The sequence below is a fragment of the Mycobacterium sp. SMC-8 genome, assembly GCF_025263565.1.
Taxonomy (GTDB): Bacteria; Actinomycetota; Actinomycetes; order Mycobacteriales; family Mycobacteriaceae; genus Mycobacterium.
Map to the genome: position 1 here is coordinate 5,973,760 of NZ_CP079865.1, position 16,983 is coordinate 5,990,742.

Sequence of the window (16,983 nt, forward strand, 5' to 3'; positions counted from 1 at the left end):
GCTGTCACCGCCGACCCGCGCGATACACTGCTCGGCGTTGCCTCCGTAGCTCAGTTGGATAGAGCAAGAGCCTTCTAATCTCTAGGTCGCAGGTTCGATTCCTGCCGGGGGCGCAAATTCCTCACCAAGGAACCGAGGCGACTGTCGGGCGGCGGGTCGTGCGTGCGGCGGCCCGAATCCTCGAACGGCACCGCCTCGCTACCGGTCTGCGGTCTCGATCACGGGCGCGAGGCCGTCGAGCACGCGTGCCAGCCCGAACTCGTAGGCGTGCCCGGCGCTGTATGCGCCGGCGTGGGCCCGCCCCGCGGCCGCCCCGACGCGGGAGGCGAGCGGAAACTTCTCGGCGTCGAACATTCTCGCCAGCAGCGGCTCGGCCCGTTCCCACCACGCCTGGTCGGTCACGCCGCTGTCGGCTCCGGCCCTCTGCGAGTCGATCGCGATACGCGCCACCGACATCACGAAGCCGAGCACGTAGGTCAGCGCCGCATCCATCTCCAGATCGCTGAGCCCGAGGCCGTCGAACGCACCGAGTTCGTGCTCGTACTTCGCGATGGTGCCCGGCCCGAGCGGCGGGCGGGTGGTCGCCAGCTGCGCCACCCACGGATGCCGGTCGAGCATGTCGCGATTCTCCGCGGCGATGGCCGAAACCCGCTCACGCCAGGGCAATCCACGCAGATCGGCGCGTGGCATCTGGGCGTGGACACTGTCGAGCATCAGGTCGAGCAGCTCGGCCTTACCGGGCACGTAGGTGTAAGTCGCCATGGTGGCGATGCCGAGCCGCGTCGCGACCGCGCGCATCGTGACCGCGGCGAGCCCGTCGGCGTCGGCGATCTCGGTCGCGACGCCGACCACCGCGTCGACGGTGGTGCGCTGCCGGGGCCCGCGCGGGGTTCGGGCGCCGCCCGGTGTGCGCCACAGCAGTTCCAGCGTCCGCACCGGATCGCCCGCGCTGGTCCTGTCGGGGGCCGTTCCGCGCCTGTCCATCCGGCTGATCGTAACGGCCGGTCCATACCGCGCAAGAATCCCGTACACTGTACGTCGTACACGGTACGGAGAAGAGAGGATGTTCCATATGACAGCTGAGGGTGGTTACGCCCCGTCACCCGCCGATGTCGAGGACGTCCTGGCGTGGTTCGCGCGCTACGACGCGCTGGCGGTGGCCAAGGACATCGAGGGGATGGCCGATCAGGCGATGTTTCCGCTCAACGAGGTCACCGACGGACGGGCCGAGTCCTGCGACCGTGACCGGTTCGTCGCGCAGATGACACAGGAACTCGGCGGCGCCGGGGATGTCTTTATGGAGTCGGTGCGGACCCCGCACTTCATCAACGAGAACCTGGTCTTCGTGATTACCGACGCCACGATCACCGTGGACGGGCACAGCCAGCAGGTCCGGTACGGCGACCTTCTGGTCCGATCCCGCAGCGACGGTTGGAAGTTCCAGACCATGGTTCAGGGCGGCTGGGGCGACTCCTAGCCGGGCCCACCGTCCTGGTCTTCGACGGCATAGAAAATCGCAGCGACGCCCGGTCGAACTTCGCGAGACGCCTCACCCAGCTCGGCTACCAGGCCAATCGCCGTGGCGACGTTCGCTGACGACGCGTCGCGGGGTGTGCTTTTCAGCGAATCCGCATCCCGCCGTGCGTGGACATCGCTGGGAGTCTTCCTCGACGAGCATTTCGCCGCGATACCCCAGCGCGCCGACGGGAAGCAGTCGCGCAATACGCTGCGGCGGGATACCGTGTCGCGGGGAGGGGCCAAGGTATGGGCAAATTTCGGAGTAAGGCCGCCACGACCGCGGCCGGCGCTGCGGCGATCGGCATGGCAGTCACCGTCGGCGGGGTCGCCGCCACCCATCCGGCGTCGATCTCGGCGCCGCTTGTCGATCTGAGCGCGCTGATCGTCGTCGGGAGTTCCACTCATCCCGACCCAACCGGCAACGAGGACTTCTTCGGCGGCAAGTTCAACCAGGCCCCCTACAACTCCGGCGGGCAGCCGGGCGCGGATCTCGTCGGCGTCGATTTCCGGGGCGGGGTCGGCGCGATCGACGCAGCGCTGCAAGCCAATTCCGGTGAGGACAACGCCGTGCTGTCCTCCGGCTGGGGTGCCGCCAACGTGAGCCTGCTGTTGAACCGGCTCGACCGCAGCGCCGACCCGGCGTTGCCGAAGACGGTGTTAATCCTGGACAACAACGTATCCCGCCCCGACGGAGGGTTCGGTACCCGCTATCCGCTGTTCGCGTTGATCGGGGTGAACCCGTTCCCGTCGCGGACGGACACCACCGCTGCTGCCGTGGTCGACATCGCCTACCAGTACAACTACAACTCCAACGCGCCCGCGGACCTGTTCAATCTGGTGGCGCACGTGAACTCTCTGGTGGCGTATCTGTACGGGTACCGGGAGCAGTCCGAGATCGACCTGCCCGTCGACGTCGACGGCCGGCCGGCCGTGTCGTGCGGGGGGGCGAACACGTGCGCGGTGCTCACCCGTGGTGAGGCCGTGCCGTGCGAGAACGCCCGGTGTGCCCCGCCCGTGGGCGATCGGGTGGTCGCGTACCTGACGACCCGAGGCAACACCACCTACGTCACGTACACCACCGACGAGCTTCCGCTGGCGCGGTTGATCCGCGATGTTCTCGGTGATGCCGTCGCCGATGTGTCCGCCCCGCTGCTCAAAGTCATCGTGGACTCGGCCTATTACGACGGCAACCCGATGCCGTCGGATCCGAGCCGCTACCGGCCCGCCCGGCTGATGCCGTCGCTGGGCGAGATCGTCAGCGCGGCGGCTAAGGTGCCCGGCGCCATCCGTGAAGGCCTAGACACGTTGTCCGACAACGATTCTGGGCACGCCCCGCAGGAATCCCCCACCGGCCGGGAGGTCCGTGCCTCCGGGGTCTCCGACGGCGATCCAGTCGATCACGAGACGCCGGCTGTGGACGAAGACCCCACCTTTGCGGTCTACGAGGGCACCCCTGCCGAACCCGCCTCCAAGGACGCCGACCCGGAGATCCTGCAGCACGACGAGCAGAGCATCGAGGACGATGCCGTGCCCGTCACCGGAGCCGGATCCGACCCGGAAACCGCGTCCGATTCCATCATCGAAGCCGAGTCCGTCACCGAATCCGGAGAAGCTGCGAGGCCCGACACCGAGGCGACGACCGGTGCGGCCGACAAGACCGACACAGCCGGCGGGGGTTCCACCGCGTAGGCCGAGGCATCGGCAGAATCGGACCGTACGGGCGTGTGAACAAGTCAGCAGCGGGCCAGAGGCACCCGTAGCCGAGGCTTCCAAAGGCTGCGGGTGGTCTGCGGCACTCGCCGTCATGACGAAAATGGAGAACGTGGGCGTGATCTGTACCTCGAGATGGACTTCAAATCCGGCCGGCTGAAACGGCGCGCACCATTTGCCCGTTGACCCCAAACGAAAACGACCCCGCATGTGCGCCCGCTCGACCACAATAGGTGGAACAACACTTCGGCATATCCACCAGCACTCCGGCTTTGACTCAGAGTGTCCAATATCTGTAAGCCATTGTTTGCAATGGACTCGCTCACCCTCATCGAAGAGAACGCAGATTCGGGTGCTGGCAGATTCGGCCTTATGAAGCCATATGAAAGATGGTTTACTGATCCACCCCGGCATGTCGGGAGGTTCTCTTATCTGAGTGCCTCCTCGGTATGAGGGTGCCGTTGGCGATGGTAATAGAGGGCTTCGGCCCGGTCCGGAGTCAGGTCCTGGCAGTAGCCATTCGGTCGCTGCCGGTTGTAGAAAGCCACCCATTCGGCGGTTGCCAGCGAGAGGTCGGCGGCACCGGGATACGGCGGCTGGTGGTCGATGAGTTCGGTCTTGTAGCTGCTGTTCACCGATTCGGCCAAGGCGTTGTCGAAGCTATCGCCCACCGATCCGACTGAGGGCAGGATCCCTTCAGCGGCCAAGTGTTCAGTGAACGCTACCGCCGTATATTGGGCGGGTTCAATCGGTCGTTGCAACACCGGGTTGTTGGAGTGAGTGTAGCTGTTGGGCAAAGACTTCGGCGGGAGTCTTCCAGCCGAGGACCTTTCGGGGTCGGTTGTTGAGCGTCAGTGCGACCGCTTCGAGGTCTTGAGCCGACCATCGAGATAAGTCGGTGCCTTTCGGAAAGTACTGACGCAGAACGCCATTGGTGTTCTCGTTAGTAGGCCGCTGCCATGGCGAGTGCGGGTCGGCGAAAAACACCTTCGTTCCGGTGTCGAAGGTGAACTGGGCGTGCGCGGCCAACTCTTTGCCGCGGTCCCATGTCAACGTCTGACGCAGCTGCTTGGGTAGCTGTGCCAGTGAGGCGATCAGGGCAGCGTTCATCGCCTCGGCGCCGTAGCCGCTGAGCGCCGGCCCGTTCTTCACCGGCGGCGCCAGACCCCACCCCTCGAGGCGGGGAAGGTGAACCAGCATCACCGAGCGGCTCTTGCGTTCCACCACGGTGGCAATCGCCGACCGGCCCGCACCGATGATCAAATCACCCTCCCAATGCCCAGGAACTGCGCGATCGGCGGCTTCGGCAGGGCGTTTGCTGATCACGACGTCCGCGGTGACATGTCCCTGCGGTTTGTTCTGTGTCCTGGCCCGCGGGACCCGCAGCGCACGACCGGTCCGCAGGCACGCGACCAATTCCCGTTTGAGCGCCCCACGCCCCTCGATGAACAAGGACTGATAGATCGCCTCATGGCTGATGCGCATGGACTCATCATCGGGGAAATCCAGCGGTAAGCGGTGGGCAATCTGTTCCGGGCTCCATGCTGTCGACCACCGTCGGTCTTGTCGGTGCGGCTTGTTGCGGCCGTTCCAGGCCTTGGTCTGCGGACCTGCGACGGCGGTGCCGTCGGGTCCGCGGACACTGCCATCGAGCCGCTGCTGCACGTACTCACGCAGCTGCGGGTTGACTGCCAGTTTCGCGGGTTTCGGGCGCTTTGCTGCTTGCTGGGCCTTCCACTGCGCCACCCCTGCGCGGTACACCTGCGTGCCGCTGCGGGTGGCTGCGTTGCGCCGCAGTTCCCGCGAAACTGTCGAGGGGTCACGCTTGATCTCGCGGGCGATCTCACGCACCCCGGCGCCCTGGGCGCGTAGCAGTGCGATCTCCTCCCGCTCGGCGAACGACAGATACCGGCCCGTGGGCTCATCCAGACTGATCGGCGTCATGCCGCCAGCGTGGTGGAACCACCTGGTCGCCACCGGTGTCGACACGCCGACCTCTGCGGCTGCGTCGTCGGTGGAGACACCCTGGGCGATCAGCCGCCAAAACTGACGCTGCACCGACCGCGACGGGTCCGGGCGCCCTGGTGAGCGCATCGCAGGCCGCAACGCACGGTCAGCCGCCCACTGCCGTCGCCTACCAACCGATTCCGCGTCCTTACGCTTGGCCACACCACACCTCCGTGATCAAGGTGTTGCGACGACCAGTTGAATCCGCCTTGAGAGCCCGCATCGCTGTGATGGATCAGATCATCCAAAAATGTTGCACCAGAACGCTTCCTGGTATCTATGGCGTGGTTGATCGCATCGGTCACCAGCTTCTGGGTCATCTCGGTGGCCACCTTCCAGCCTACGATCTTGCGGGCGTAGACGTCGGTCACGAACGCTGTGTAGGCCCAGCCGGCACGGGTCCGGCAGTACGTGAAATCGGCCACCCACAAACGGTCCGGCGCGCCGGCGACGAAATGCCGCGCGACCCGATCCGGAGCTCGCGTTGCTGCCGGATCAGCAATGGTGGTGCGCACCCGGCGGCGCTTGCACGCACCCCGCCAACCCATCTCCCGCATGACCCGCTCCACAACACACCGTGAGACATCGAGTCCGTTGGTACGCAACACAATCCACGTCTTACGGGCACCCAGAACCGCGAACAGCTTGTTGGATCGGCGCAGCCGCCAGATGGCGTCGATCACCTGCGCATCAGTCCAGTCCGCCTTCGAGGGGCCACGGCGGGCGCGGTGGGCGTAATACGTCGACGGGGCGATCACGACGCCGAACTCCGAGAGCACGGCGCACATCGACTCGACACCCCACTTGAGACCATCAGCGCCCACACGCATGTGCTGGTGGGCGCTGATGAACTCCACGACTACTGAGACGGCCGGTCGAGCTCGGCAGCGAAGAAAACCGACGCCGCCTTCAAAATCGCGTTGGCCCGCTTGAGTTCGGCGTTCTCCCGGCGCAGCTTGCGCAGGACCTCGGATTCCTCGCTGGTCTGCCCAGCCCGATCTCCGGCGTCGATCTCGGCCTGGCGGACCCATTTGCGCACCGTCTCGGCGGTACCGACGCCCAGCAGATCAGCAACCCGGCCCATCGCCTCCCACTCCGAGACCGTGTCGCTGCGCAGATCGGCCACCATCTGCACCGCTCGCGCCTTCAGCTCGTCTGGATACCGCTTCGATGACTTCGTTCCCACGTGCCCATCCTTCCCAACAGAAGAACTCTCCGGACACGCCGGGGCGGATCATACACCAATATTGTTGATGCGATTTCGCGGTGCCAAGAGAGTCGCCGAACATGCCCGGGGAAAGATGTTGATACCCCCGGGGTTGCGATGATCATGGGCAGCCGTTAGCCATCTCGTACGGCAGTCGAGTCAGTCGGACGTACATCGTGTAGCCAGAGCCTGCCACGAAGTGGAGCCGGAAGCCCTCGGTATCTCGAATCCACTCGTACACGGGGTCGGCCGATGCGGGGCACTCCTCCCAGCCGCCCCTCATGAGCTGCTCATCCACCCGACGATAGATTTGGCTCCGCAATTCCGTGTCGTCCTTCTTGCCGTTATATGACCAAACCCCGGCCATACCGTCGTTTTCCGTGCGGTACCAACTGACCCCTGGCGGCATTTCCAAGTTGGGCATCCCGGCCCAGCCTGACGACCCCGACGACGGCGCAGGGGCCGCGGACTCACTGGCCCGTGCCGCCATCGTCTCCGAGTATTGACTCTCCACATTGTCGCGGATCGTCTCAACGGTGCCATCGTCGATAGAGCAACCGCTCATTGCGGCCAATGCCGCCAACGCAGCGATAGCTGAAATGGTCTTCATGATCGGACGGTACCTCCCGATCTGACGTTCGACGACGAAAATAAAATCCTTTGACCGGGGCCGCTTTCTGGCGACCCTTACTCGGCGGCGTCGTCATCGTTGAAGAGTTAGAGAGTTGTGCCCGTGCGGGCGCCGCGCGGGGGCCGGCGCTTGTGGAGGTCCCCAGGTTCGTTTCGACGGGGGTTGGTTCCGAATTAGTCCCGGAGGTCTGAGGGTCTCGTCATCGGCTTCAGAGACCGGAGCCCTCGACTACCGCTACCTCCTGCGGTGGCCGATACCGACGGGCGCGCCGGGTGCCGGTAGTTAGGCTCTCAGGCGATGCCCAACAACCCCGTCGACCATCGGCTGGCCGCACTGCCGGATTCCGGCTACGTCTACCGCACCGCGTGGCGGGTCGCCACCGGCGACATCGGCGGTGACCTGACTCTGCGCCTGGACAGTGTGGCGCGCTACATCCAGGAGGTCGGGGCCGAGAACCTCGTGGATGCCGGGGAAGCCGAAGCTCATCCGCATTGGCTCGTGCAACGCACCGTCATCGACGTGATCGAACCGATCGAATTCCCCAACGAGGTGTCCTTCAGCAGGTGGTGCTCGGCGCTGTCGCTGCGCTGGTGCACGATGCGTGTCGACCTCGTCGGCAGCGACGGCGGCCGCATCGAAACCGAGGGCTTCTGGATCGCGATGAACGCGAAAACGCTGACCCCGCAACGCGCCACGGACTCACTGATCGAGAAGTTCTCCACCACCACCGAGGAGCATCGGCTCAAATGGCGGCCCTGGCTGCAGAATCCGGACGATGTCGACCAGCGGACACCGTTCGCCCTGCGACGCACCGACATCGACCTGTTCGAGCACGTCACCAACACCGCGTACTGGCACGCCATCCACGAGGTGATGGCCGTGGTGCCGGAAGTCTGCGCGCCGCCCTACCGCGCCGTGATCGAGTACCGCAAGCCGATCAAGTACGGCGAGGACGTCACGATCCGCTGGGCCTGTCGCGGCGACGCCACCGATCCGCAGGTCCACATCGCGATGACGGTCGGCGATGACGTGCGGGCGGCAGCCCTGTTGCGGCGGCTCTCGATAGGCTGACCGGGTGCCCGAACTCGTACTGACGCAGGTCGAAGACCACGTCGCGCTGATCACCATCAACGATCCTGACCGCCGTAACGCGGTGACCGCGGAGATCTCCGCGGCCCTGCGCGCCGCGGTCGCAAACGCCGAGGCCGATCCCGGCGTGCACGCGGTGATCGTGACCGGCGCGGGCAAGGCGTTCTGCGCCGGTGCCGACCTGACCGCCCTGGGCGAAGCGACCGAGGACAGGCTCAGGGTGATCTACGACGGATTCCTGGCCATCGCCGACTGCACGTTGCCGACGATCGCCGCGGTCAACGGCGCGGCCGTCGGTGCCGGACTGAATCTGGCGCTGGCCGCCGACGTCCGGATCGCCGGACCGGCCGCGCTGTTCGACCCGCGCTTCCAGAAGCTGGGCATCCATCCCGGTGGCGGCGCGACCTGGATGCTGAACCGCATCGTCGGGCCGCAGGCCGCCCGCGCCGCGCTGCTGTTCGGTATGCGGTTCGACGCCGACGCCGCGGTGCGCCACGGTCTGGCACTCGAGGTCGCCGACGACCCGGTGGCCGCGGCCCGGCAGCTGGCCGCCGGCCCGGCCGCCGCGCCGCGCGAGGTCGTTCTAGCCACCAAGGCCTCCATGCGCGCGACCGCCAATCCGGGCACGGTCGATGTCGATCAACACCGGCTCGCGGTCGACATCGAGATCGTGCCGCAGGCCCGTTCGATCGAGTCGCCTGAGTTCGCGGCCCGGCTGGCCGCGGCCAAGCGCAAGTAGCTCACAGGTCGAGCAGCGTCAGCTCCGGCGCCTCGATCAGCGAGCGCAGCCCGCCGAGGAACGCGGCGACCTGAGCACCGTCGGCGACGCGGTGGTCGAACGCGCAGGTGAGCCTCATCGTCGGCTGCGCCGCCACGGTTCCGTCGACCACCACCGGGCGCGGCTTCAGAGCGCCCACGCCGAGGATCGCCGCCTCGGGGTGATTGATCACCGGAATCCCGTCATCGAGACCGAGGGCCCCGAAGTTCGACACCGTGAACGTCGAGCCCTGCAGCTCAACGGGTTTCACGGTACCGTCGCGGGCAGCGGCGGCCAGGCGGGCGACCTCGTCGGCGAGCTGTCGGGTGGTCCGGCGCTGCGCGTCGGTCACCACCGGGACCAGGAGCCCCCGGGGCGCTGCGACACCGACGCCGAGGTGGACCGCGTCGTGGACATGGATGCGCGGACCGTCGGCGGTGTCCACCCAGGTCGAGTTCAGCGCCGGATGGCGACACAGCGTGACGACCAGCAGGCGCACAACGAGCGCGAACGGCGTCACCGAATCGGCGCCCGCGTCTCTGAATCGGTCCCGCAGCCGCAACAGCGCGGTCCCGTCAACCTCGACCGAGGCAGTCGCGTCCGGAATCTCCCGGCGCGACAACGCCATCCGTCGGGCCATCTCCAGCCGGACACCGGTGACCGCGGCGTCCGATGCCGGCGCGTCGGCCGCGGCCAGCACGTCGTCACGGGTGACGATGCCGTCCGGTCCCGCGCCGTCCAGCCGCGTCAGATCAACCTCCAGATCAGCGGCCAGTTTGCGCACCGGCGGTTTGGCCCTGGCCCGTCGCCGGCTGGCGTCCATGGTGTCGTCCGCACCGTAACCGACCAGCACCGGACGGCGTGCCGGCCGGTCCGTTCCCGCCACCTCACTGTCTGTGCTGATGCGCACCAGCACCGAACCGACCGGAAGCGTCTGGCCTTCCCTACCACCGAGTTCGACGATCCGGCCGGCGTATGGGCTGGGGATCTCGACCTGCGCCTTGTTGGTCTCGACGGTGCAGAGCGGCTGGTTGAGCTCGACCTCGTCGCCGACCGCGACGTTCCACTCGGTGACCGTGGCGTCTTCGAGGCCTTCGCCGAGGTCGGGGACCAAGAAATCCTGCACCGTGCTCATGGCCGGCTCATCGCGTTCTCGACGCAGTCGAGCAGTCGGTCCACCCCCGGCAGCCACAGCTTCTCCAGCCGCGCCGGTGGATACGGGGTGTCGAACCCGGTGGCGCGCAACACCGGCGCCTCCAACTCGTAGAAGCACTCCTCCTGGATCCGGGCGGCCAGCTCGGCGCCGAATCCCAGCGTGCGTGACCCCTCGTGCATCACCACGGCGCGACCTGTCTTGCGCACCGACGCCGCGACGGTGTCGAAGTCCAACGGATTCAACGACCGCAGGTCGACCACCTCGAGGCTGTGGGCGCAGATGTCGGCGGTGTTGAGTGCGGTCGCCACCAACGGTCCGTAGGTGATCACGGTGACATCGCCGCCGTGGCAGCGGATCTCGGCCCGGCCGATCGGCGGTGCGGGGTTGCCGGTGTCGACCGGTTCCTTGGCCCAGTAGCGGCGCTTGGGTTCCAGGAAGATCACCGGGTCCCGGGCGGCGATGGCGTAGCGCAGCAGCCAGTACGCGTCGGTCGGCGTGGACGGGACCACCACCTTCAGGCCCGCGGTGTGCAGCCAGTACGTCTCGGTCGATTCCGAATGGTGTTCCACCGCGCCGATGCCACCGAACGACGGGATCCGCACGGTCACCGGCATGTCAAGGTCACCGCGGGTCCGCATGCGGTACTTCGCCAGATGACTGACCATCTGGTCGAACGCCGGCGCGGCGAAACCGTCGAACTGGATTTCGGGGACCGGAACCAGGCCGCGGATCGCCATCCCGATCGCGACGCCGATGATCGCGGACTCGGCCAGCGGGGTGTCGAAACACCGCTGTTCGCCGAAGGTTCGGGCGAGCCCCTCGGTGACCCGGAAGACACCGCCCAGGGTCGCGACGTCCTCGCCGAAGACGTGGACGCGCTCGTCCACCCGCATCGCGTCGTGCAGTGCGCGATTGATCGCCTGCGCCATCGACATCGGGTTGCCCGAGGCTGCCGGCTCGGGCGTCCGGTCCGGCTCGGGGGCGTCGTCGTCGAAACCGAAGGGCCGCTCGATGAGTTGGGTCATCTCACGCCTCCTTCGCCAGTTCGTCCAACAGCTCGTCGCGCTGCCGGGACAGCTCCGGGGTGATGTCGTGGTAGACCGTGTCGAACACCTCGCCGACGTCGATATCGGGCTCGTGGATCACCGCGTCACGCAGCTCAGCGCGGAGCCGCTGCGCACGGTGTGCGACGCGGTCCTCCAGCCGCTGCGTCCATACCCCGCGGTGCTGCAGGTAGGTGCGGTACCGGGTGATGGGATCCCTTGCGCGCCAACGCTCCACCTCCTCGTCGGACCGGTACCGGGTCGGGTCGTCGGAGGTGGTGTGCGGGCCCATCCGGTAGGTCACCGCCTCGATGAATGTCGGACCGCCGCCGCCCCGCGCCCGGGCCGCGGCACGTTCGGTCACCGCGTAGCAGGCCAGCACGTCGTTGCCGTCGACCCGCACCCCGGGCATGCCGTATCCGATCGCCCGGTGCGCCAGTGTCGGACCGGCATGCTGGCGTTGCACCGGCACCGAGATGGCCCACTGGTTGTTCTGCACGAAGAACACGCACGGCGCACCGAACACCGCGGCCAGGTTGAGCGCCTCGTGCGCATCGCCCTCGGAGGTGGCGCCGTCACCCAGGAACGCGACCGTCACCGAATCCTCGCCCAGACGCTGGGCGGCCATCGCGGCACCGACCGCGTGCAGTCCGTGGGTGCCGATCGGTATCGATACCGGGGCCACGCACTTGTCCGTGAATCCCAGTCCGCCGTGCCACCGTCCCCGCCACAGCGCACCCAGCTGGGCCGGTGCGATCGACCGCACCAGGAACGCGCCCAGTTCGCGGTACTGGGGGAACAGCCAGTCGGTCTTGCGCAGGCACGCCGCGGCGCCGATCTGGGCGGCCTCCTGACCACGGCAGGACGCGAACAACGCCAGCTCGCCCTGGCGCTGCAGGTTGACGAACTCGGTGTCGAGCTCGCGGGTGACGACCATCGACTCGTAGAGCCAGGCCAGTGTCTCGGGTGGGAGGTCTCTGCGGTATCGGGATTCGGCGGTGGCTGCGCCGTCGGGCGCCACCAGTTGAATCGGCTCGCCGAGCTCAGCAAGCGCCGACAATCCAGCCATACCGCCTCCTAGGGTCACTGCGGCGGATCGCGCCGTCAGACGACTGAGGTGCTCAGGGCAGCGGCGGCAGAGCCGGACTCCTGGTGTGGAGCTGTCGGCCGGCACCGGGGTTGTGGCGCCGGGTCGACGATGCGCTGTGCTCGCCGTAGCACTGGGGCACCCCCATTATGCCGACGAACTGTGAACCAGACCACAAATGACGCGGCGCGCGTCGTCGTCAAAGGCACCCCCACGGGGGGATGGACGCCGGGCCGACGGGTTAGGCCGTCGCAGCTAGGGCGCCAGAGCCACGATGCGCTCGGCGCGCCGCAACACCGGCATGTCGACCATCTGACCCTCGAACTGGAAAACGCCTCGCTGGGTGCGCGCGGTGTCGAGGACACGGCGGGCCCACTCCACCTCGCCATCGGTGGGTGTGTAGCCGGCCCGGATCACCGCGACCTGAGACGGGTGGATGGCCACCTTGGCGTCGAACCCGACCGCGACGGCGTCGTCGACCTCGGCACGCAGGCCGTCGAGGTTCTTGATGTCGAGATACACCGAGTCCAACGCCAGCCGGCCGTACGCCTTGGCGGCCAGCAACGTCTGCGAACGCACGTGGCGGGCCACCTCGCGGTATGAGCCGTCGGGGTAGCGATTGGCCGTCCCGCCGAGCACGGCGAACAGATCCTCGGCACCCCACATCAGGGCGTACGCGTTGTCCACGCGCGCCAGGTCGACCACATTGAGCGCACCGAGCGGTGTTTCGATGAGCACCACGACCTGCCGGGGGGCGAGCGCGGCGACCTGCTCCGGTGACTTGGTCTTGGCGAGCATCACCGTCGTGTACGACGTGCCGGCCAGCGCCTCGAGGTCGAGTTCGTGGTCGGGGGTGCCGGCGGGGTTGACCCGCACCACGGTGCGCGCCGGATCCAACGGGGTGTCGACGAGCGCTTTGCGCGCGGCCTCGCGATCCTTGGCAGCCACACCGTCCTCCAGATCGAGGATCACGATATCGGCTGCTGCAGCGGCCTTCTCGAATCGCTCCGGCCTGTCAGCCGGGCAGAACAACCACGCGGGACCGACAGCCAGTGCCATCGTCACTCTCCTTCGGGGCGCTTGCGCACCATGGTCTTGCGCGACGCCGTGGCCACGATGTCGCCGTGCTGGTTGCGGCCGGTGTGGGCGAAGGTCACGATGCCCTCGCCCGGGCGGCTCTTGGACTCCCGCTTGTCGACGACCTCGGTCTCGGCGTACAGCGTGTCACCGTGGAACAGTGGCTTCGGGAATGCGACCTCACCGAAACCGAGATTGCCGACGATGGTGCCCTGCGTGAGCTGCGCGACGGACAGACCGACCAGCGTCGAGAGCGTGAACATCGAGTTGACCAGGCGCTGGTGGAACGGCGGCAACGCATCCGAGAACGCGGCGTCAAGGTGTAACGCCTGAGTGTTCATCGTCAGTGTGGTGAACAAGACGTTGTCGGCCTCGGTGATCGTGCGCCCCGGCCGGTGCTGGTAGAGTACGCCGGTCTCGAACTCCTCGAACCAGAGCCCGCGCTGGACGACGATCGTCTTCGGGGTCACATCGCTCATTACAGACCCAGCTCCCGCCCGATCAGCATCAGCTGCACCTCCGTTGTGCCCTCGCCGATTTCGAGGATCTTGCTGTCGCGGTAGTGTCGTGCCACGGGATACTCGTTCATGAACCCGTAGCCGCCGAAGATCTGCGTGGCGTCGCGGGCGTTGTCCATCGCCGCTTCACTCGAGACCAGCTTGGCCACCGCGGCGGCCTTCTTGAAGGGCTTGCCCGCGAGCATCAGCGCGGCGGCGTCGTAGTAAGCCGCGCGGGCGGCGTGCGCCCTGGCTTCCATCCTGGCGATCTTGAACGCGATCGCCTGATTGGTACCGATCGCCCGGCCGAAGGCGTGCCGCTCCTTGGCGTACTTCACGCTTTCGTCGACGCATCCTTGGGCGGCACCGACCGACAGCGCCGCGATCGCGATCCGACCCTCGTCGAGGATCCGCAGGAAGTTGGCATAGCCGCGGCCGCGTTCGCCGAGCAGGTTCTCCTCGGGCACACGCACGTCGTCGAAGCTGAGCGGGTGGGTGTCCGACGCGTTCCAACCGACCTTGTTGTAGGCCGGTTCGGCGGTGAACCCCGGTGTCGGCACCGGCACCAGAATCGACGAGATCTCCTTCTTGCCGCCGGTCTCCCCGGTGACCGCGGTGACCGTGACCAGCTTGGTGATGTCGGTTCCCGAATTGGTGATGAACTGTTTGGACCCGTTGATCACCCAGTGTCCGTCGTCGAGCCGGGCGGTCGTCTTCGTCGCCCCAGCGTCACTACCTCCGCCTGCTTCGGTCAAACCAAAAGCGCCCAAAGCCTTTCCGCTCGCCAGCAGCGGCAGCCACTCCTGCCTCTGGGCCTCCGTGCCGAACCGGTAGACCGGCATCGCACCCAGCGAGACGCCGGCCTCCAGGGTGATCGCCACGCTCTGGTCGACCTTACCCAGCTCTTCGAGCGCCAGGCACAGCGCGAAGTAGTCGCCGCCCATGCCGCCGTACTCCTCGGGGAACGGCAGGCCGAACAACCCCATCTCGGCCATCCCCGAGACCACCTCGTACGGGAACGAGTGCTCTTCGTCGTGCTTGGCCGCGACCGGCGCCACCACGCTCTGCGCGAAATCCCGCACGGTCTTGGCCAGCTGCTCGTAATGGTCGGGAAGTGTCCCGGTGGCCAGGTTATTGTTCATGCGCGATTCGCTCCGCTTCTCGCTGGACTGTCATGACTGCGGCTCCTCGGTTGCCGTTATCCGGGCCAGCACCTGGCCCACTTTCACCTGTTCGCCCGCACCGATCAGCAGGTCGACCACTCCGTCCACGGGGGCGGACAGCGCGTGCTCCATCTTCATCGCCTCGACAGTGACCACGACGGTCCCGGCGGTCACCGTGGCACCGTCCTCCACCCCGACGGCGACTACCGCGCCCGGCATCGGGCTGGTCAGTTCGGCGTCGCCGCTGTGGGCGTCGTCGGGCCGCACGGGGGCTTCCCGGACCTCCTCAACCAGTGTCACCCGTCCCGCACCGCCCAGCCACACCTGATGACCGGCTCCGGCGACGAGGTACTCCGTGCGCACCCCGTCGAGGGTGACGGCCAGCAGGTCGGCGGCCAGAGTCGCACTCAGCGTACGGCTTTCGCCGCCCTCGACGGTGGCCGTGGCCTCCTGGGGTGTGCCGGTCAGCCAGACGTGGTCGGTGCGTTCCCCCGCCCGCAGCCGGATCGGCGTCGGGGCATGCCCGGCGATCCGCCAGCCCGACGGCACCTCCCACGGACTCGCCGGCGCCCCCGGCCATGACCGCAGCCATCGATAGGCCGCCGCCGCGACGAGTTCCGCATCCGTCGCCGGCGCCGGCGCGAAATCCGGCAGCCGTCGATCCAGCAGCCCGGTGTCGAGATTTCCGGCGACCACGTCGGGATCGGCCAGCAGGAAGCGCAGGAACTCCACATTGGTGGTCAGTCCCAGGACCGCGGTATCGCCCAGCGCCCGATCGAGAGCGCGCAGAGCGCCGGGCCGGTCCCCGGCATGGGCGACCACCTTGGCCAGCATCGGGTCGTAGTCGCTGCCGACCACCGTGCCGCGCCTCAGTCCGGAATCCACCCGCACGCCGGGCGCGGCGGGTTCGCGCAGCGCGAGAACATCGCCCCCGGTGGGCAGGAAGTTGCGGTCCGGGTCCTCGGCGTACACACGGGCCTCGATGGCGTGGCCGTCGAGGCGGATGTCCTCCTGCGCCACCGGCAACTTCTCCCCCGCGGCGACACGGACCTGCAGTTCGACCAGATCCAGCCCGGTGACCATCTCGGTGACCGGGTGCTCGACCTGCAATCGGGTGTTCATCTCCATGAAGAAGAACTCATCGGGGCGGTCGGCGGACACGATGAACTCGACGGTGCCGGCACCGGTGTAGTCGACGCTGCGCGCGGTGTCGCAGGCGGCCGCGCCGATACGCGCACGGGTCTGGGCGTCCAGCAGCGGTGACGGGGCCTCTTCGATGACCTTCTGATGGCGACGCTGCAGACTGCACTCGCGCTCACCGAGGTGCACCACATTGCCGTGGGTGTCGGCGAGCACCTGGACCTCGATGTGGCGGGGATTGAGCACGAACCGTTCAAGAAACAGCGTGTCGTCACCGAACGCCGACGCTGCCTCGCGACGAGCACTGGCCAAGGCGGAACCTAGGTCCGCGGCTTCGTGCACCACGCGCATGCCCTTGCCTCCGCCTCCCGCGGAGGGCTTGATCAGCACCGCGAAGCCGACCTCGGCCGCACCGGCGATCAGGTCGTCGTCGGTGAGACCGGGACGGGAGATGCCCGGCACCACGGGAACCCCGAACGCCGACACCGCGGCCTTGGCCGAGATCTTGTCGCCCATGATCTGGATCGCCGACACCGGCGGGCCGATGAACGTGATCCCGGCGTGTTGCAGCGCCTCGGCGAATTGTGCGTTCTCCGACAGGAATCCGTACCCGGGATGCACTGCCTGGGCGCCGGTGCGCTCGACGGCCGACAGCAGTGCATCGATCGACAAGTAGCTCTGCCGCGCCGGCGCGGGCCCGATCCGCACTGCCACGTCAGCCTCGGCGACGTGCCGGGCGCCGGCGTCAGCGTCGCTGAACACCGCCACAGAGCGAATTCCCATGGCGCGCAACGTCCGGATCACCCGAACGGCGATCTCGCCCCGGTTGGCCACCAGGACGGTGTGAAACATCCCGTCGCTGCGCTCGCCCTGGATGTGAAACATCCCGTCGCTGCGCTCG

14 protein-coding genes, 1 tRNA gene and 2 pseudogenes are annotated in these 16,983 nt (G+C 67.4%); 5 read left to right on the top strand and 12 right to left on the bottom strand.

Annotated elements, in window-relative coordinates; translation table 11 throughout:
- The first annotated feature begins 39 nt into the window (after positions 1 to 39).
- A tRNA-Arg gene (locus tag KXD97_RS28660) sits at positions 40 to 113 on the top strand.
- A gap of 85 nt (positions 114 to 198) precedes the next feature.
- Here KXD97_RS28660 and KXD97_RS28665 read toward each other — a convergent pair.
- Positions 199 to 984, bottom strand: a complete 786-nt coding sequence (locus tag KXD97_RS28665; RefSeq protein ID WP_260754364.1) for a TetR/AcrR family transcriptional regulator — start codon at positions 982 to 984, stop codon at positions 199 to 201.
- Between the two features lie 88 nt (positions 985 to 1,072).
- Here KXD97_RS28665 and KXD97_RS28670 point away from each other — a divergent pair, with 88 nt between their 5' ends.
- Both KXD97_RS28670 and KXD97_RS28675 read left to right on the top strand, forming a co-directional pair.
- The gene (locus KXD97_RS28670) at positions 1,073 to 1,477 is read left to right on the top strand and encodes a nuclear transport factor 2 family protein (protein ID WP_260754365.1); all 405 of its coding nucleotides are present in this window, start codon (positions 1,073 to 1,075) and stop codon (positions 1,475 to 1,477) included.
- A gap of 287 nt (positions 1,478 to 1,764) precedes the next feature.
- A complete protein-coding gene (locus tag KXD97_RS28675) occupies positions 1,765 to 3,207 on the top strand; it encodes a PE-PPE domain-containing protein (RefSeq protein WP_260754366.1) in 1,443 nt (480 codons plus the stop codon).
- Between the two features lie 527 nt (positions 3,208 to 3,734).
- Here KXD97_RS28675 and KXD97_RS33410 read toward each other — a convergent pair.
- The 4 genes and pseudogenes from KXD97_RS33410 to KXD97_RS28695 all read right to left on the bottom strand — a co-directional run.
- Positions 3,735 to 3,949 (bottom strand): annotated as a pseudogene (locus KXD97_RS33410) (integrase core domain-containing protein); the annotation flags it as partial.
- A 23-nt stretch (positions 3,950 to 3,972) separates the two neighbouring features.
- Entirely contained in the window at positions 3,973 to 5,322 is a 1,350-nt protein-coding gene (locus KXD97_RS28685; protein WP_234713714.1) for an IS30 family transposase, read from the bottom strand.
- Positions 5,262 to 6,458, bottom strand: a pseudogene (locus tag KXD97_RS28690) (IS3 family transposase); the annotation flags it as partial. The pseudogene KXD97_RS28690 and the gene KXD97_RS28685, both read right to left, overlap by 61 nt.
- A gap of 105 nt (positions 6,459 to 6,563) precedes the next feature.
- Positions 6,564 to 7,052: a hypothetical protein gene (locus KXD97_RS28695; protein ID WP_260754367.1), complete on the bottom strand. Its 489-nt coding sequence runs from the start codon at positions 7,050 to 7,052 to the stop codon at positions 6,564 to 6,566.
- Positions 7,053 to 7,370: 318 nt separating this feature from the next.
- Between KXD97_RS28695 and KXD97_RS28700 the strand changes: the two genes are divergently transcribed.
- Both KXD97_RS28700 and KXD97_RS28705 read left to right on the top strand, forming a co-directional pair.
- The gene (locus tag KXD97_RS28700) at positions 7,371 to 8,144 is read left to right on the top strand and encodes an acyl-[acyl-carrier-protein] thioesterase (protein ID WP_260754368.1); all 774 of its coding nucleotides are present in this window, start codon (positions 7,371 to 7,373) and stop codon (positions 8,142 to 8,144) included.
- 4 nt (positions 8,145 to 8,148) lie between these two features.
- The gene (locus tag KXD97_RS28705) at positions 8,149 to 8,901 is read left to right on the top strand and encodes an enoyl-CoA hydratase (RefSeq protein WP_260754369.1); all 753 of its coding nucleotides are present in this window, start codon (positions 8,149 to 8,151) and stop codon (positions 8,899 to 8,901) included.
- A 1-nt stretch (position 8,902) separates the two neighbouring features.
- On the opposite strand, the gene KXD97_RS28710 is transcribed toward KXD97_RS28705, so the two are convergent.
- The 7 genes from KXD97_RS28710 to KXD97_RS28740 form a co-directional block, all read right to left on the bottom strand.
- On the bottom strand, positions 8,903 to 10,054 hold the full coding sequence (locus tag KXD97_RS28710) for a dihydrolipoamide acetyltransferase family protein (protein ID WP_260754373.1): 1,152 nt from the start codon (positions 10,052 to 10,054) through the stop codon (positions 8,903 to 8,905).
- The gene (locus KXD97_RS28715; RefSeq protein WP_260754375.1) at positions 10,051 to 11,100 is read right to left on the bottom strand and encodes an alpha-ketoacid dehydrogenase subunit beta; all 1,050 of its coding nucleotides are present in this window, start codon (positions 11,098 to 11,100) and stop codon (positions 10,051 to 10,053) included. Before KXD97_RS28715 ends, KXD97_RS28710 begins: the two co-directional genes overlap by 4 nt.
- Before the next feature lies 1 nt (position 11,101).
- On the bottom strand, positions 11,102 to 12,187 hold the full coding sequence (gene pdhA, locus KXD97_RS28720; protein WP_260754376.1) for a pyruvate dehydrogenase (acetyl-transferring) E1 component subunit alpha: 1,086 nt from the start codon (positions 12,185 to 12,187) through the stop codon (positions 11,102 to 11,104).
- Positions 12,188 to 12,460: 273 nt separating this feature from the next.
- The gene (locus KXD97_RS28725; protein ID WP_260754378.1) at positions 12,461 to 13,264 is read right to left on the bottom strand and encodes a CoA ester lyase; all 804 of its coding nucleotides are present in this window, start codon (positions 13,262 to 13,264) and stop codon (positions 12,461 to 12,463) included.
- 2 nt (positions 13,265 to 13,266) lie between these two features.
- Positions 13,267 to 13,761, bottom strand: a complete 495-nt coding sequence (locus tag KXD97_RS28730) for a MaoC family dehydratase (RefSeq protein WP_260754379.1) — start codon at positions 13,759 to 13,761, stop codon at positions 13,267 to 13,269.
- Positions 13,761 to 14,921 carry an acyl-CoA dehydrogenase family protein gene (locus KXD97_RS28735; RefSeq protein ID WP_260754380.1) on the bottom strand — a complete coding sequence of 387 codons (1,161 nt, stop codon included), beginning with the start codon at positions 14,919 to 14,921 and terminating at the stop codon, positions 13,761 to 13,763. The genes KXD97_RS28730 and KXD97_RS28735 overlap by 1 nt, the downstream gene beginning before the upstream one ends.
- Before the next feature lie 30 nt (positions 14,922 to 14,951).
- Positions 14,952 to 16,934 carry a biotin carboxylase N-terminal domain-containing protein gene (locus tag KXD97_RS28740; RefSeq protein ID WP_260758193.1) on the bottom strand — a complete coding sequence of 661 codons (1,983 nt, stop codon included), beginning with the start codon at positions 16,932 to 16,934 and terminating at the stop codon, positions 14,952 to 14,954.
- Between the last annotated feature and the right edge of the window lie 49 nt (positions 16,935 to 16,983).

Bases quoted from the DNA above. Each gene is read 5' to 3' on its own strand.
- KXD97_RS28725 (WP_260754378.1), bottom strand. From the start codon at position 13,264: ATGGCACTGGCTGTCGGTCCCGCGTGGTTGTTCTGCCCGGCTGACAGG.
- KXD97_RS28675 (WP_260754366.1), top strand. From the start codon at position 1,765: ATGGGCAAATTTCGGAGTAAGGCCGCCACGACCGCGGCCGGCGCTGCG.
- KXD97_RS28670 (WP_260754365.1), top strand. From the start codon at position 1,073: ATGACAGCTGAGGGTGGTTACGCCCCGTCACCCGCCGATGTCGAGGAC.
- KXD97_RS28665 (WP_260754364.1), bottom strand. From the start codon at position 984: ATGGACAGGCGCGGAACGGCCCCCGACAGGACCAGCGCGGGCGATCCG.
- KXD97_RS28715 (WP_260754375.1), bottom strand. From the start codon at position 11,100: ATGACCCAACTCATCGAGCGGCCCTTCGGTTTCGACGACGACGCCCCC.
- KXD97_RS28700 (WP_260754368.1), top strand. From the start codon at position 7,371: ATGCCCAACAACCCCGTCGACCATCGGCTGGCCGCACTGCCGGATTCC.
- KXD97_RS28685 (WP_234713714.1), bottom strand. From the start codon at position 5,322: ATGCGCTCACCAGGGCGCCCGGACCCGTCGCGGTCGGTGCAGCGTCAG.
- KXD97_RS28695 (WP_260754367.1), bottom strand. From the start codon at position 7,052: ATGAAGACCATTTCAGCTATCGCTGCGTTGGCGGCATTGGCCGCAATG.
- KXD97_RS28740 (WP_260758193.1), bottom strand. From the start codon at position 16,934: ATGTTTCACACCGTCCTGGTGGCCAACCGGGGCGAGATCGCCGTTCGG.
- KXD97_RS28710 (WP_260754373.1), bottom strand. From the start codon at position 10,054: ATGAGCACGGTGCAGGATTTCTTGGTCCCCGACCTCGGCGAAGGCCTC.
- pdhA (WP_260754376.1), bottom strand. From the start codon at position 12,187: ATGGCTGGATTGTCGGCGCTTGCTGAGCTCGGCGAGCCGATTCAACTG.
- KXD97_RS28735 (WP_260754380.1), bottom strand. From the start codon at position 14,921: ATGAACAATAACCTGGCCACCGGGACACTTCCCGACCATTACGAGCAG.
- KXD97_RS28730 (WP_260754379.1), bottom strand. From the start codon at position 13,761: ATGAGCGATGTGACCCCGAAGACGATCGTCGTCCAGCGCGGGCTCTGG.